Origin of the sequence: Lacipirellula sp., assembly GCF_965279485.1 — a bacterium.
Classification (GTDB): Bacteria; Planctomycetota; Planctomycetia; order Pirellulales; family Lacipirellulaceae; genus Lacipirellula.
This window is the reverse complement of record NZ_CBDIIC010000002.1, coordinates 4,765,535-4,779,626: the sequence shown is the minus strand read 5'-3', so window position 1 is coordinate 4,779,626 and position 14,092 is coordinate 4,765,535. Positions and strand designations below refer to the sequence as shown.

Sequence of the window (14,092 nt, the reverse complement as noted above, 5' to 3'; positions counted from 1 at the left end):
TCGGAACCCAGGATTACACCATGTCCGAAGAAAAGAAGCCCGAAGCCGTGCAAGAAGGCCAACGCGTGCAAGTTGAAGACAAGCACGCCGTCACCTCCTACGCCAACTTCTGCCGCGTCACCGGCACGCCGGAAGAACTGATCATCGACTTCGGCCTGAACGCCCAGCCGTTCGGCGTCCCGCAAGAAGCGGTCGTCATCACCCAGCGGTTGGTGACGAACTACTTCACCGCCAAGCGTCTGCTCCACGCGTTGCACCTGTCGGTCCAACGTCACGAACAAGCCTTCGGCGTGCTTGAAACCGACGTCAACAAGCGCGTCGTGAACCGCCCCGCCCAGGGCTAGTTCTGCGCTTGGATGAAGAACGAAGAAAGCCGCGGCAAGTCACTCTCGACTAGCCGCGGCTTTTATTTTGGCATTAGAACAGAGCAAGCGGAGCTCACCAACAGCTCACGCCAATCGCGCTCCCCGTCGCGGCGCCCGACGCTCCGTCGCTTCGCTCTCGCAGCGCCCCAGCGCCCATCGCGTCATCCGCAGCGACATGACGCGCCCCGCAGCGGCCCCTTCCGCAAGTTCGGCCAATTGCTCGGCGTCCCACTCTTCGCTCCGAATGGCCGTCAACAACTCGGCGCCGCGCGCATCTTCCGCGCGCCGCGGACTCGTGGAAAAACGCGACGCCGCCAGTTGCTGCCGCCCTAGCGCAACGGCGGCGCCGCTTAGTGATTCCCAGGCCGTCGCGGCGCCAAGCGCCTCGCACGGCCGCGCGACCGAAATCTCGTCGAAATACGCATCCCATAACCGAGCATCGAGCGGCGCCGGCAACGGCTCCGCGTCGGAGGCCCACAATTCGCACTCCGCTTCGCGCTCATGCAGTTCCGCACTGTCGCCCCACTGCTCCAGTAAACGGCAGACGCCCCCCTGCCCCGCCAGATCGAACTGCGTCGCCAACGCCCGATATCGCCGCCGCATGGCTCGCGACATTGCAACGCGAAGCGACAACATCCTCGCCAGAAAGTCCCCTCCAGTATGCCGGGACGCCGCGTCCCCAAGTTCGGTGCGCAGCGTCTCTAGGGCGAATTCAATTTCCACGTCGATGCGATCCATCTTGTTGCCTCGTACATTCTTCTCTGTTGCCAAGCCAAGGACGCCGACACGTTCCAGATGCCGCCGCCTCCGAAACTCCTCCTCCCTTAAAGGGAGGAACCAACCGAGCACGGTCGCCTGCGACGACCGTGCGCAGGGCTGCAGTCTGCACGCGCTTTTCGAAGCAGCAACGCGCGCCACAAGCAGTCCGTTATCAGCACGAGAACTCGCACTGACACTCACAAGCGAAATCTCTCCATGATCTGCACGCCGACGTGCGGACACCCGCACTCAAACCGGCCATCCTATTTGCCGCTGCCTGCAAAGTCATGAATAAGGGCCGGCAAGATTCCGGCAGCTTTGCAGCCATAAGGGGGCATTCGCCCCACGCGTAAGGTCGGCTAAGTGATGCAAACAGCGCGCCAGCTAGCGTCCGGTGAGGGGACTTACCTCCTTTCCAACATCGCACACCAAGTGGTGACGACGCTTGCGACAATTCTTTCAGGCAGGATCGTGCGCAACTCCGTCTCGCACCAATTTATCACCAAGCAATTCCACGCCGCGGTGAAAAACGAATGCTACTCGCCATGGACCTCGCGGCAATCAGACTGACCAAGAACCGACCACGCTGAGAAGTAGTCACCATCTTAAGCGCTGATCGTTAGCTTGCTCAACTCACACCACGGGCTCCTGCGAAGAAGAGTTCATGAAATGAAGAACGCGAGCGGCCACGGCGCCATCCGCGTTCGCAGCGGCAGAGGACATCGGCGCATCGCGATGACGCGAAGGCGGCGCAACCGCTTGCTTTCCAGGCTGAAACGGGCCGCTGCCGAAATGCTTCACACCGCCGCCCTAAACTTCCTATAATGCCCACATCGAGCGGCCAGATGCCTCGGCCGCGTTCGACGACCTCCGCACATTAGGACGTTCTTCCCATGCCCGTCGCGATGGAGCTCTCTCGCATCATCATTAGCGAGATCAACAACGAGCAGGTCATCTACCTTAAGGAAATCGACGGCGCGCGAACCTTCCCGATCCTCATCGGGCTGTACGAGGCGAGCAGCATCGACCGCCACGTCAAACGGCAAGAAACGCCGCGACCGCTGACGCACGACTTGTTGGTGAGCGCCGTTGAACAGCTCGGCGGCCAGTTCCAGGACGTGATCATCAGCGAGTTGAAGGACCACATCTACTACGCAGTCCTGCGCGTCCGCCACGAGGGGGAGCTGATCGAAATCGATGCCCGCCCCAGCGACGCCATTGCCGTGGCCGTCACCTGCGACCCGCAGCTGCCAATCTTCGTGAACGAAGACGTCCTGCACGACGTGAACGGCGGCTAACGCGCATCACGCGTTCCTAGCCCCGGGCTCCGCCCGGGGGTCGGCATCCACTCCGCTAGGTAGCGCCGTTCGTTACGCTACCCCCGGGCGAAGCCCGGGGCTAAGTGAAACGTCGCGAACATTCGCGAGCACAGTTATTACCCCATCACGTCCGCAAACGCCGTCCGCAGGGCCTTCAACCCCGCTTCGCCTTTGTCGGCGCCGACGACGACGTTTACGCGCACTTCGCTAGTGTTGATCATCTCGACGTTGATCCCCGCCTCGCTCAGCGCCTTGAACATCCGCGCTCCGACGCCAACGTGTGTGCGAATGCCGACGCCGAAGACGCTCAAGATGGCGATCGTCGCGTCACTGCTCACGGGGCCGCAGCCGAGGCGGTCGGCCGCTTCCATCGCGATGCCAACGGCTTGCAGCACCGCGTCGCGTGGCACGGTGAAGCTAAGATTCGCCTGCCCGTCGCGGCCGGCGCCTTGGACAATCATGTCGACCAGCAGGCTCTCGGCGGCGACCGCTTCAAAAATCTCGGCCGCGATGCCGGGCGAGTCAGGCAGCTGCGAAATCGTGATGCGACCTTGCGTCTGATCGAGCCGAATGTCGTCGATGGTGAGATCTTCCATCCGCTGCAACCGCGAGACGACGTCGACGGGGCTGGGGCGCTCGACCTTCGTGGCGCCTTCGCCGAAGCTGGCCCGCGACTGCGGCGGCTTCTCGAGTTCGAACTCGTCGTGCACCGCACGGAGCGCTTCCATTCCCTGCGAGCGCTCGACAAGCGCCGAGATCTTAATCTGGCTGGTGCTGATCGCCTGAATGTTCACGCGAGCGTCGGCCAGGGCGCGGAACATCCGGTCGGCCACGCCCGTTTGCGTCGCCATGCCGAGGCCGACGACCGACACCTTCGACAGATTGGCGTCGTGCGACACCTCGCCGCCGAGTTCGCGAGCCGCTTCGCCGACCGTCTTGAGCGCCACCGGCAGATCGCTTTCCAGCACCGTGAACGCGATATCGGCAACGCCGCCAGCGCCGATGTTTTGAACGATCATGTCGACGGCGATGTTGACCGTCGCCAGCCGCGAGAAAATGCGGTGCATCGTGCCTGGCTTATCGGGCACGCCAGTGAGCGAAATGCGGGCTTCGTTCTTCGTGAGCGCACAGCCGCTTACCGCGCGGTCGTTGCTCTCCGGCAAACTGCCGATGATCGACCCCGGCTCATCGCTGAAGCTCGCGCTGTTGCGAACATGGATCGGCACGTCGAACTTCTTGCCGAACTCGATCGAGCGGCTATGCATCACTCCGGCGCCGAGGCTGGCGAGTTCCAGCATCTCGTCGTGACTCACCCGCTCCATCTTGCGAGCCGAGGGAACGACGCGCGGGTCGGTGGTAAACACGCCGTCGACGTCGGTGTAGATTTCGCACGAATCGGCACGCAGCACGGCGGCCAGGGCGACGGCGGTCGTATCGCTGCCGCCGCGGCCGAGCGTGGTAATGTTGAGATCTTCGTCGACCCCCTGGAAGCCGGCCGCGATCACGATGTGGCCGTCATCGAGGTGCTTCTTCATCCGCTCGGCGGAGATCGACTGAATGCGGGCCTTCGTGTGCGAGCTGTCGGTCTTGATGCCGATCTGGCCGCCGGTAAGGCTGACCGCTTGTCCGCCGAGGGCGTGGATCGCCATCGCCATCAGCGCGACGCTCACTTGCTCGCCGGTAGAGAGCAGCATATCCATCTCGCGGGCCGGGGGCTGCTCGGTGATCTGCCGCGCGAGGTCGACGAGCACGTCGGTCTGCTTCCCCATGGCGCTCACCACCATGACGACCTGATGCCCCTGCTGCTGAGCACGAATCGCCTTGCGGGCGGCAGCCATGATCTTTTCGCTATTGGCGACCGAGGTGCCGCCGAACTTCTGCACGATGAGCGACATGTATTTTTTAACCTTGGCGGTTCAACTTCGTTACTTCTTGATAAACCATTCCATCGTCCGCCAGCCTTCGTCGAAGGCGAGCGATGACTTCGCGGCGTTCATATCGCCGTAGCTGGTGAACTCATCCGGCTTGATGCCGGTGCCCGCCATCGCGACGGGGACGTTGCCGTGCGTGTGGGTCTTCGTCCGCACGAAGGTCGGGTGATCGGGCGAGATCATCATCCGCCAATCGCCGCGAGCCTTCAGGGCCTCGACCAGCGGAGCGACCACATGGCGGTCGATCTCTTCGATCGCCTTGATCTTTCCTTGCACGTCGCCTTCGTGGGAAGCCTCGTCAGGGGCTTCGATATGCACGCAAATGAGGTCGACGTCATTGAGCGCCTCGATCGCCGCCCTGCCCTTCGCAGCGTAGTCGGTATCCGTGTAGCCGGTGGCGCCTTCGACCTCGATCCGCTTCCAACCGACGAGCGTCGCCAAGCCACGGAGCAAATCGACGGCGGTGATCATCGCCCCGTGGACGCCGTGAGCGAGGTCGAACCGCTGCAGCGACGGCGCCCGACCGAGGCCCCACAGCCAAACGTTCGTCGCCGGCAGCTTGCCGTAGCCTTGCCGGACGACGTTTACCGGGTGATCCTTAAATAGCTCGACCGACTTCTCCATCAGCGAGACAAGCACGTCGCTGCCAGGGCCGCGGGGAAAGTCCTCGGTGATCGACTTGTCGGTGAGATCGTGCGGCGGCGTGGCCCGTGTTTCCATGCTGAATGGCGCCGCCTTGCTCACGCCGCGCCAGATCATCAAGTTGCGATAGCTGACGCCGGGGACGAAGTGCAGCACCTGGCTCAACTCTGTGTCGGCAGTGACGTATTCCTGCATCGTCGCGAGCAGCTTCGTCGCCTCGTCGGTGCCGATATGGTCGGCGGTGAAGTCGCGCATCGTCTGGTCTTCCACGGTGACCAGATTGCAGCGGACCGCCCAATCTTCGGCGCCGAGTTCGATTCCCTGCGCAGCCGCTTCGATCGGCGCCCGGCCCGTGAAGTTTTTCAGCGGGTCGTATCCGAGCAAGCTCATGTTGCCGACTTCCGACCCAGCCGGCAGCACCTTTGGCGTGTGGCACGCGCGGGCAATGACGCCGGCGGCAACGAGCGCATCCATCGCCGGAGTGTGCGCCGCTTCCAGCGGAGTCTTCCCGCCAAGCGATTCCTGCGGTTCATCGGCGGCGCCGTCGGGGATAATGATCGCGTATTTCATGGCTTCACTTGTTTTGCTAAGTCCATTGCGGACTAGACAGGATTACAGGATTTCGCGGATGAACGGGATAAAATTCGATCGACTCTTCATCCTGTCGATCCGCGAAATCCTGTAATCCTGTCAAAAACCCGATCAGGCTCTTCGTCAATAAATCTACCCACGCACCCACATGCGAACCGTCTCGCCGCGGACGCTCGCCAGCTTGTCGATCTCTTCGCACGCGCGGGCAGCGTCGCCTTCGCTCGCTTCGTGCGTCATGATGATTAGCGGCACGATTCCTTCTTGCAGCGAGGGTTCGTGCTGCAGCACCGAGGCGATCGAAATATCGTGCTTACCGAGCACCGTCGCCACCTGAGCAAGGACGCCCGGCGTGTCCTTCACCATCACCCGCAGGTAGAACTTCGCCTTCGCGGCGTCATTTGGCGCGGTGGTGACGCGTGCCTGTCGGTTCGACCAGAGTTCCAGCGTGTTGAACGTGATCGCCGTCCGGCCAACGGCCGTGTCGATCATGTCGGCCACCACCGCCGAGGCGGTCGGCATCTGCCCGGCGCCTTGGCCGAAGTAGAACAGCGGGCCAACCGCGTCGCCCTTCAAGCGAATCGCATTGAAGGGGCCGCTCACCTCCGCCAGCGGGCTACCTGAACGCACGAGCGCCGGCGACACGTCGAGTTCTAACGTGTCGTCCACCAAGTCGGCCGTGGCAAGCAGCTTGATCTGGTAACCGAGCTGCTTCGCATAGCGCACGTCGGCCACATCGAGCTTATCGATGCCGACTCGCGGGATATCCTTCCAATCGACGCGGGCGCCGAAGGCAAGTTGCGCGAGGATCGCCAACTTCTGGGCCGCGTCGCTGCCGTCGACGTCCATCGTCGGATCGGCCTCGGCGTACCCGAGCCGCTGGGCCTCCGCGAGCACCGTGGCGTAGGGGGCGCCTTCATCGCTCATCTTCGAGAGGATGAAGTTGCTCGTCCCATTGAGAATGCCATGCAGCGAAACGATTTGATTCGCCGACAGGCAGGTGCTGATGTTGGCGATAATCGGGATACCGCCGGCCACCGACGCCTCGAAGGCGATGGAGCGGCCCAGTTCCCGGGCCCGGTCGAACAGCTCAGCGCCATGCTCGGCGAGCAGCGCCTTATTGGCGGTGACGACGTCTTTGCCGCTCTCCAGCAGCTTCAGCATGATTGTCCGAGCCGGCTCTAAACCGCCGACCAAGTGAGCGACAACCTTGATACTGGGATCGTTGATGACGTCGTCGACGTTGTCAGTCAGCACGCCCGCCGGTAGATCGCAGTCGCGGGCTTTCTTGAGATCGCGGACCACCCCCTTTTCCAGCCACAACACGCGTCCCGCATGCCGGGCCGTACGGTCGCCATGGTCGAGCAGCAAACGGGCGACGCCGCTGCCGACGGTGCCGAGACCAATAATGGCGACTTTGGTTTTTTCCATGGGGCGTGGCGTCATCTCGATGAAAGGGCAGGCCTACCGTGGAGGAGAGGCCTCCCGAGGCGGGAAGTTCGGGCCGAAACAAGCACGCCATGGTAAATCGCGAGGTGCGCAAACGTCAACGGGCGACAGGTTTGCGCCGCTTGGCAGGGAGAATGGGAGGACGCCCATTCGCTAGATTACTGCGATCGCAGTTTGCCGGCTGGGAAAGCTGAAATGCTGCCTACCGCAGCCGCTTGCGGAGCAAGCCAACTCCGCCCAGAGAAACAGCCGCCAAGAGCGTCAGCGAGCCGGGCTCGGGAACAGCCACGGAGACGAAGCTGTCGTAGTAGTATTGCCCCTCGAACGACATCACGAGCCCCTTAAACGCCCCAGTCTGAGCGTCATAGCGTTGGATCTCGCTCCGGTACCGAGGGGGAGACGTGGGATTCATATCGTCGGGAAAGCCAAGCCCCAAGAGCAGCAGGTCGCCGTTGCCGGCGAATTGAATCGATCGGAACCAAGTCCGATGCCAGGAGCCAGAAACCGGCGTCGCCGCTGGAACGAACGTGTCAACGACTGACTCTGTGGTCAAACTGTACCGCGCAATCGACCAGTCCGGCTGAAGAAGATAGAGGAGACCATCCGGCCCCAAGTTCAGCGAGTAGGAACTGGCGAGCCCCGTGTTCAGAGTCTCGTCATACTCGATCACCGCCGGCCCGGCAGGCGGCCGATTCGAAAAGTACCGCTCGATCTTGCCGCCTGGCCTAGCAACGAGCAATTCGGTGTCGAACGCCGCATTGGGAACATGCAGTTCCTTCGCCAAGATGCCAACCGGTTCATCGCTCGGGTTCGCAATGTCGAGCGATCCGGCCAGCAGGCCATCCGTTCCATTGATGCGGAGTAGCCGCGGAGTCGAACCGAAGTAGCCCCTGTCGAAAGCAAATAAGTCGCCCGAAGGACCGTATGAAACGCCGACGCTGGCCGCGTAGTTAGGGATTTTCGCGATGCCGGAAAAAGGGCCGCCGTCGGGATTCACTCCGGTGTAAGGATCGAACCGCGAAATTACCGCGGCGCCCAAATTGTTCACTTCGCTGTAGACCAACCCGTCGCCGCCTAGAACGAGTTGCCCGACGGACTCAGTCGCCCACGGATCAAATGCGCCTAGGTGGAACTGAATAAACTGCCCGGAATCACTGAAACGCGCGACAAGCGAACCGCCGTCACTGGCGATGATATCTGCCGAAACCGACCGAATGCCCGCGGTCAAAGCCAGGAGCAGGGTAGCGATCGCCACGCGATTTTGAGTCATGAGCACACTCCCTCGCCAGCAAGCCTGGCGTTCCAATTGATGCCTCTTCGAAAGTCACGTCCAAGAGGACGATTGTAGCAGATTCATGCGCTAAAAGATGTCTTAATTAATCGCAAATTGCGCAGATCCCGACCTTGAGTTTGAAACGATCGAGGGACGGTTCTCGGACCGTCGAATCAAGGGTAGAATCGCGGTTCTGTATCGGAGCGGAGCCTAAACCGCAGGCGCCAGCCCGGCCAGTCGCGAAGCGTCAAAGACAAACGTTGACGACGTCCATCCACTCGCTCTAAGCCCTCGATAACACTCCCGATATGCCACGCTACAACCCCGCTGCAATCGAACCAAAGTGGCAAGCCTACTGGGAGCAGCACGCGACGTTCGCCGCCCCGAAGATGCCGACGGGCGAGAAGCTGTACGCCCTCGACATGTTCCCCTACCCCAGCGGCGACGGCCTCCACGTTGGCCACCCGGAGGGGTACACGGCGACCGACATCGTTTGCCGGGCCGCCCGCATGCAGGGCAAGAGCGTCGTCCACCCCATGGGGTTCGATAGCTTCGGTTTGCCGGCGGAAGAGCACGCCATCAAAACGGGCGTCCACCCGCGGATCCAAACCGAGAAGAACATCTCGACCTTCCGGCGGCAGCTGAAGAGCCTCGGCTTCAGCTACGACTGGGGCCGTGAGATTGCCACGACCGACGTCGAGTATTTCAAATGGACGCAGTGGATCTTCCTGCAGATCTACGACACTTGGTTCGATGCGGACTTGCAAAAGGGCCGGCCGATCGCCGAGCTGCCGATCCCGCCCGAAGTCGCCGCCCTCGGCGCCGAGGCGGTGCGCGACTACCAAGATGAACGGCGGCTCGCGTTCCAGAGCGAAGCCCCGGTGAACTGGTGCCCTGCCCTAGGCACGGTCCTCGCCAACGAAGAAGTGATCGACGGTAAGAGCGAGCGCGGCGGGCATCCCGTTGTCCGCATGCCGCTGCGGCAATGGATGCTCCGCATCACCGCGTACGCCGATCGCTTGGAAAAAGACCTCGACGGCCTCGATTGGCACGACGGTATCAAGGCGCTCCAGCGGAACTGGATCGGCAAAAGCACCGGGGCCGAGGTTTACTTCCCTCTGCCCGGCGTGCAGGACGTGCTCATTCCCGATGAGGAAGGGACGACCGAATCGCTCTTCGTTACGACGGAGATCCGCGTCGAGGAAAGCCTCGACGTCTACACAACTCGGCCCGACACGCTCTTCGGCGCCACCTACATGGTGATCGCGCCGGAACATCCGCTGATCGACCGCCTCACCAAGAAGGAAGAAGCCGCCAAGGTGCTCGCCTACCGTGAGCAAGCCGCCCGCAAGAGCGACCTCGAGCGGACTGAACTCTCGAAAGAAAAGACGGGCGTCTTCACCGGCAGCTACGCCGTGAACCCGGTGAACGAGGAGCATATACCCATCTGGGTCGCGGACTATGTACTCGCCTCCTATGGAACTGGCGCCATCATGGCCGTCGCCGCCCACGACGAGCGCGACTTCGAATTCGCTCAGCAGTTCAACCTGAAGATCATCCCGGTGGTCGACCCGGGCGACGCCGTCACGCCGGAAGAGCGCGAGGAAGTCCTCGCCGGCAAACGCTGCTTCAGCGGCGCGGGTGTCGCGATCAACTCCGGCAAGTACGACGGCCTCCCCACCGCCGAGTTCAAACGCCAGATCATCGCCGATCTTACCGAGCGTGAAGTCGGCCGCGAGGCGGTCAACTACAAGCTTCGCGACTGGCTGTTCAGCCGGCAGCGGTTCTGGGGCGAGCCGTTCCCAATCTTGCACGAGCTAGACGCCGCCGGGAACAAGACAGGCCGCGTTCGTGCCGTGCCGGAAGACCAACTACCGGTCGACCTCCCCCACCTCGACGACTTCAAGCCGCACGGCCGCCCCGAGCCGCCGCTCGACAAGGCGCCTGCCGAATGGCTCTACCCCGTCATCGACGGCGTGAAGTATAAGCGCGAAACGAACACGATGCCGCAATGGGCCGGCAGCTGCTGGTACTACCTGCGGTTCCTCGACCCGAAGAACACCGCAGCGCCGATCGATCCCGCGATCGAAAAGGCTTGGATGCCGATCGACCTCTACATCGGCGGCGCCGAGCACGCGGTCCTTCATCTTCTCTACGCACGCTTCTGGCATAAAGTCCTCTACGACCGCGGCGTCGTCAGCACCGTCGAGCCGTTCCAGAAGCTCGTCAACCAGGGCATGATTCTCGGCGAAAACAACGAGAAGATGTCGAAGAGCCGCGGCAACGTCATCAACCCTGACGAAGTCGTGAAGGAATATGGCGCCGACGCGCTGCGGCTCTACGAAATGTTCATGGGCCCGCTCGAAGCGACGAAGCCTTGGAGCATGGAAGGGGTCAACGGCGTCTACAACTTTCTCGGCCGTGCGTGGCGGATGGTCATCGACGATCGTGCGGAAGAAATGGCGCTCAGCCCTGCCCTCACCGACGACGCGCCGAACGCCAACGAGTTGCGCATCCTCCACAAAACGATCAAAGCCGTCACAGAAGACGTTGCCAAACTCTCGTTCAACACGGCAATCGCCCGGATGATGGAGTTCACCAACTTCTTCACTAAGCAAGAACGCCGCCCGCGAGCCTGCATGGAACCCTTCATCCTGCTGTTGGCGCCGTTTGCGCCGCACATGGCCGAGGAACTGTGGCACGCGCTCGGCCACGCCAAGACGCTCGCCTACGAACCATGGACGAAGTTCGATGAGTCGCTGATCGCCGAATCGACTGTCGAGCTCGCCGTACAAGTAAACGGCAAAGTCCGCGGCAAAATCACCGTAGCGGCCGACGCCGACAACGGAACGATTCTTGCGGCCGCCAAGGCGGAGCCGAAAGTCGCCGAACAACTCGCCGGGAAGACAATCGCCCAGGAAAAAGTCGTTCCCGGGCGGTTGGTGATTCTCGCCGTGAAGTAGTCTTCCAACTCTTTTCATATCAAGCAAATTAGTGGACCGCGAAGGAAATCTCCCATGAAGAATGCGGTAGCAGTCGTACTAGGCGGCGGACAGGGAACGCGGTTGCAACCGCTGACGAACTACCGGTCGAAGCCGGCCGTGCCGCTCGCCGGCAAGTACCGTCTCATCGACATCCCGATTTCCAACTGCCTCAACAGCGGCATCAACCGCATCTACGTTCTCACCCAGTTCCTCTCGGTGAGTCTCCATCGTCATATCCGCGGCACCTACCGCTTCGATAACTTCAGCGGCGGCTTTGTTGAGATCCTCGCCGCCCAACAGACGATGTCCGAGGGGACCGGCTGGTACCAAGGAACGGCCGACGCGGTGCGCAAGCATCTCCGCTACTTCACGCAACTCGGCGTCGATTATGTCGTGATCCTGTCGGGCGACCAGCTTTACCGGATGGATCTCGCCGCGATGATCCAGACGCACATCGACTCGAAGGCCGACATCACCATCGCCGCGAAGCCTGTTCACGCCAGCGAAGCGGCGGCGATGGGCATCATGCGCGTCGACGGTTCAGGACAAGTCGAAGGCTTCGTCGAGAAGCCGAAGACCGAAGAGCAAATCGCCCCCGTCCGCATGGACCCGGGTTGGATCGATAGCCGCGGAGTGGCCAGCGGCGGCCGCGACTGCCTCGCCAGCATGGGCATTTACGTTTTCAGCGCGAAGGTGCTGGCCGAGATGCTCGCTCAAGACAATCACCAAGACTTCGGCCGCGAAGTCTTCCCGCACGCGATCGGCACCCGCCGCGTGCAGGTCCACCTATTCGACGGTTACTGGGAAGACATCGGCACGATCGGTTCGTTCTACGAGGCGAACCTGCAACTCGCCCAGCCGAACCCACCGTTCGACATGAACGACGCGAGCGCTCCGATTTACACCCGCCCCCGCTTCCTGCCGCCGTCGCGGATCGACGGAGCGATGGTCACCGGCAGCCTGATTTCCGACGGCTGCATCATCGAGCCGGGCGCCCGCATCGAGAACAGCGTCATCGGCCTCCGCTGCCGCATCGGCCGCGACGTCACCATTCGCAATTCGATTTTGATGGGCGCCGACTTCTACGAATCGCCCGAGGCGGTCGCGGCGAGTGATTTTGCCGAAGAACCGCCGATGGGCATCGGCGCCGGCGCCGTGATCGAAGGCGCCATCGTCGACAAGAATTGCCGCATCGGCCAGCGGGTCCGCATCATTAACGACGCCCAGCTAGACGACGTGTCGGGCGACTGCGTCGCCATTCGCGACGGGATCATCGTCGTCGGCAAGGACACGATTTTGCCCCCCGACTGGTACTTCGAAAGCGGCAAAAAGGCCCCCGAATCGGCCTAAACGGCAAAGCCGCACCCGCCCCCTGCAGAAAGCGACTTGCCCCAGGCCGCAAGTCGGCGACGATTGCTAGGCTGGGCCGCAGTTGGCCGGCATACTGAAGGTTAGCATCACAAGCCAAACCTGCCCCGTCGGGCAGTCTCCGGAGAGTAGTTTCGATGACTTTTCTGCGTTCGCTCCACTACTTCGCCTTAGCCGCCATTGTCGGCGGGCGCCTCCTTGCCTTCGACGTCGCCATCGCCCAAGACGCCGCGGCTCCGAAGGCCGCGCCAATCTACCTCGACGAACCGACCCCCGTGCCAGAGCCGACGGTCGCCCAAGAAGGACCAGTCAACGAGAAATACGACGATGGCAAGCCCCGCGTCGATCGGCAGGTGCGGATCCTTTCCGATAACCAAGTCGTCAACCACGGCAAGTACACCGAGTATTACCGCAACGGCCAGAAGTTCGCCGAGGGGAATTTCGACAACGGCGTTCACGAAGGCCCCTGGAGCTACTGGCACGACAACGGCCAACTCGCGAAGACGGTTACCTTCAAGAAGGGATCTCCCGACGGCCAATGGGAAGTCTTCCGCGCTGACGGCACGCTGCAATCGAAGAAAGGCTACAAAGCCGGCAAACGCGACGGCGCTTGGACGACCTACTTCGACGACGGCAAGACGCCGAAAATCGAACAGAACTTTGCCGAGAATCAGCTGACCGGCGCTCGCAAGACCTTCTACGAGAGCGGCAAGCCTCGACAAGAATCGATCTTCGTTGACGGCGCTCTCGACGGCCTGATGACCGAATACGACCAATCGGGACGAAAGGTCGGCGAAGCGACGTTCTCAAAAGGCAAACTCAACGGCAAACTCAGCCGCTGGGCCGCCGACGGGACTGTCAGCGAGCAGTTCTTCAAAGACAATCAACGCATCGCCCCAGGCGAAGCTCCCAAGTAGTCGCCGCGCGCCCTCTCGGGTTGCGCTACTCCAATTCAATCGAACCAGGATCGAAATATGTCCGCCCCCGGCCTCGCCCACGTCGTCTTCTTCACGCTCAAGGACCAGTCGCCGGCATCGGTTGAGTCGTTCATCGCCGCCTGCAACAAGTACCTGACCGACCACCCTGGTACGGTCCACTACAGCGCCGGCGCCCGCGAGCCTTCCTACCAACGCCCGGTGAACGACCAAGAGTTCGACGTCGCTCTGGTCGCCGTATTCGATAGCAAAGCAGCCCACGACCAGTACCAGGTCGCTCCGCGGCACAAAGAATTCATCGCCGAGCAATCTCCAAACTGGTCGAAAGTCCGCGTCTTCGACGCCCTCGCCTAAAACGGCACACCGCTCAATCCGCAGCGAGCCCCCGGCTTCAAGCCGGGGGCTTGAACGCGCCGCCGGCGAAAACTTGAGTCTTTTTCCCCGCCCCGGCAGCGGGGCCTCGGTACGCTATAATTGCG

Annotated in this window: 11 protein-coding genes; 6 read left to right on the top strand and 5 right to left on the bottom strand. The window is 62.1% G+C overall.

The genetic code is table 11. The features are described 5' to 3' along the window. The first annotated feature begins 20 nt into the window (after window positions 1-20). Window positions 21-344, top strand: a complete 324-nt coding sequence (locus ACQY7R_RS26630; RefSeq protein ID WP_152097781.1) for a DUF3467 domain-containing protein — start codon at window positions 21-23, stop codon at window positions 342-344. A gap of 105 nt (window positions 345-449) precedes the next feature. Here the strand turns inward: ACQY7R_RS26630 and ACQY7R_RS26625 are convergent, their stop codons facing one another. Further along, window positions 450-1,103 (bottom strand): hypothetical protein, encoded by a 654-nt coding sequence (locus tag ACQY7R_RS26625; protein ID WP_428308575.1) that lies wholly within the window; start codon window positions 1,101-1,103, stop codon window positions 450-452. A gap of 914 nt (window positions 1,104-2,017) precedes the next feature. On the opposite strand from ACQY7R_RS26625, the gene ACQY7R_RS26620 reads away from it, so the two are divergent. Beyond that, window positions 2,018-2,422, top strand: a complete 405-nt coding sequence (locus tag ACQY7R_RS26620) for a bifunctional nuclease family protein (protein WP_428308574.1) — start codon at window positions 2,018-2,020, stop codon at window positions 2,420-2,422. A gap of 137 nt (window positions 2,423-2,559) precedes the next feature. Here the strand turns inward: ACQY7R_RS26620 and ACQY7R_RS26615 are convergent, their stop codons facing one another. From ACQY7R_RS26615 to ACQY7R_RS26600, 4 genes are all read right to left on the bottom strand, one after another. Beyond that, complete coding sequence (locus tag ACQY7R_RS26615) at window positions 2,560-4,338, bottom strand: aspartate kinase (RefSeq protein WP_428308573.1); 1,779 nt, start codon at window positions 4,336-4,338, stop codon at window positions 2,560-2,562. A 30-nt stretch (window positions 4,339-4,368) separates the two neighbouring features. Continuing rightward, window positions 4,369-5,586, bottom strand: a complete 1,218-nt coding sequence (locus ACQY7R_RS26610; protein WP_428308572.1) for a cofactor-independent phosphoglycerate mutase — start codon at window positions 5,584-5,586, stop codon at window positions 4,369-4,371. 153 nt (window positions 5,587-5,739) lie between these two features. Next, a complete protein-coding gene (locus ACQY7R_RS26605) occupies window positions 5,740-7,035 on the bottom strand; it encodes a homoserine dehydrogenase (protein ID WP_428308571.1) in 1,296 nt (431 codons plus the stop codon). Window positions 7,036-7,255: 220 nt separating this feature from the next. Further along, the gene (locus ACQY7R_RS26600; RefSeq protein ID WP_428308570.1) at window positions 7,256-8,323 is read right to left on the bottom strand and encodes a hypothetical protein; all 1,068 of its coding nucleotides are present in this window, start codon (window positions 8,321-8,323) and stop codon (window positions 7,256-7,258) included. A 311-nt stretch (window positions 8,324-8,634) separates the two neighbouring features. On the opposite strand from ACQY7R_RS26600, the gene leuS reads away from it, so the two are divergent. The 4 genes from leuS (at window position 8,635) to ACQY7R_RS26580 (ending at window position 13,967) form a co-directional block, all read left to right on the top strand. Further along, window positions 8,635-11,289 (top strand): leucine--tRNA ligase, encoded by a 2,655-nt coding sequence (gene leuS / locus ACQY7R_RS26595; RefSeq protein WP_428308569.1) that lies wholly within the window; start codon window positions 8,635-8,637, stop codon window positions 11,287-11,289. A 54-nt stretch (window positions 11,290-11,343) separates the two neighbouring features. Beyond that, entirely contained in the window at window positions 11,344-12,660 is a 1,317-nt protein-coding gene (locus ACQY7R_RS26590) for a glucose-1-phosphate adenylyltransferase (protein ID WP_428308568.1), read from the top strand. 155 nt (window positions 12,661-12,815) lie between these two features. After that, a complete protein-coding gene (locus ACQY7R_RS26585; protein WP_428308567.1) occupies window positions 12,816-13,595 on the top strand; it encodes a toxin-antitoxin system YwqK family antitoxin in 780 nt (259 codons plus the stop codon). 57 nt (window positions 13,596-13,652) lie between these two features. Next, entirely contained in the window at window positions 13,653-13,967 is a 315-nt protein-coding gene (locus ACQY7R_RS26580) for a Dabb family protein (protein WP_428308566.1), read from the top strand. Window positions 13,968-14,092: the final 125 nt, after the last annotated feature.

Bases quoted from the DNA above. Each gene is read 5' to 3' on its own strand.
- ACQY7R_RS26625 (WP_428308575.1), bottom strand. From the start codon at position 1,103: ATGGATCGCATCGACGTGGAAATTGAATTCGCCCTAGAGACGCTGCGC.
- ACQY7R_RS26605 (WP_428308571.1), bottom strand. From the start codon at position 7,035: ATGGAAAAAACCAAAGTCGCCATTATTGGTCTCGGCACCGTCGGCAGC.
- ACQY7R_RS26620 (WP_428308574.1), top strand. From the start codon at position 2,018: ATGCCCGTCGCGATGGAGCTCTCTCGCATCATCATTAGCGAGATCAAC.
- ACQY7R_RS26600 (WP_428308570.1), bottom strand. From the start codon at position 8,323: ATGACTCAAAATCGCGTGGCGATCGCTACCCTGCTCCTGGCTTTGACC.
- ACQY7R_RS26585 (WP_428308567.1), top strand. From the start codon at position 12,816: ATGACTTTTCTGCGTTCGCTCCACTACTTCGCCTTAGCCGCCATTGTC.
- ACQY7R_RS26615 (WP_428308573.1), bottom strand. From the start codon at position 4,338: ATGTCGCTCATCGTGCAGAAGTTCGGCGGCACCTCGGTCGCCAATAGC.
- ACQY7R_RS26590 (WP_428308568.1), top strand. From the start codon at position 11,344: ATGAAGAATGCGGTAGCAGTCGTACTAGGCGGCGGACAGGGAACGCGG.
- leuS (WP_428308569.1), top strand. From the start codon at position 8,635: ATGCCACGCTACAACCCCGCTGCAATCGAACCAAAGTGGCAAGCCTAC.
- ACQY7R_RS26630 (WP_152097781.1), top strand. From the start codon at position 21: ATGTCCGAAGAAAAGAAGCCCGAAGCCGTGCAAGAAGGCCAACGCGTG.
- ACQY7R_RS26580 (WP_428308566.1), top strand. From the start codon at position 13,653: ATGTCCGCCCCCGGCCTCGCCCACGTCGTCTTCTTCACGCTCAAGGAC.
- ACQY7R_RS26610 (WP_428308572.1), bottom strand. From the start codon at position 5,586: ATGAAATACGCGATCATTATCCCCGACGGCGCCGCCGATGAACCGCAG.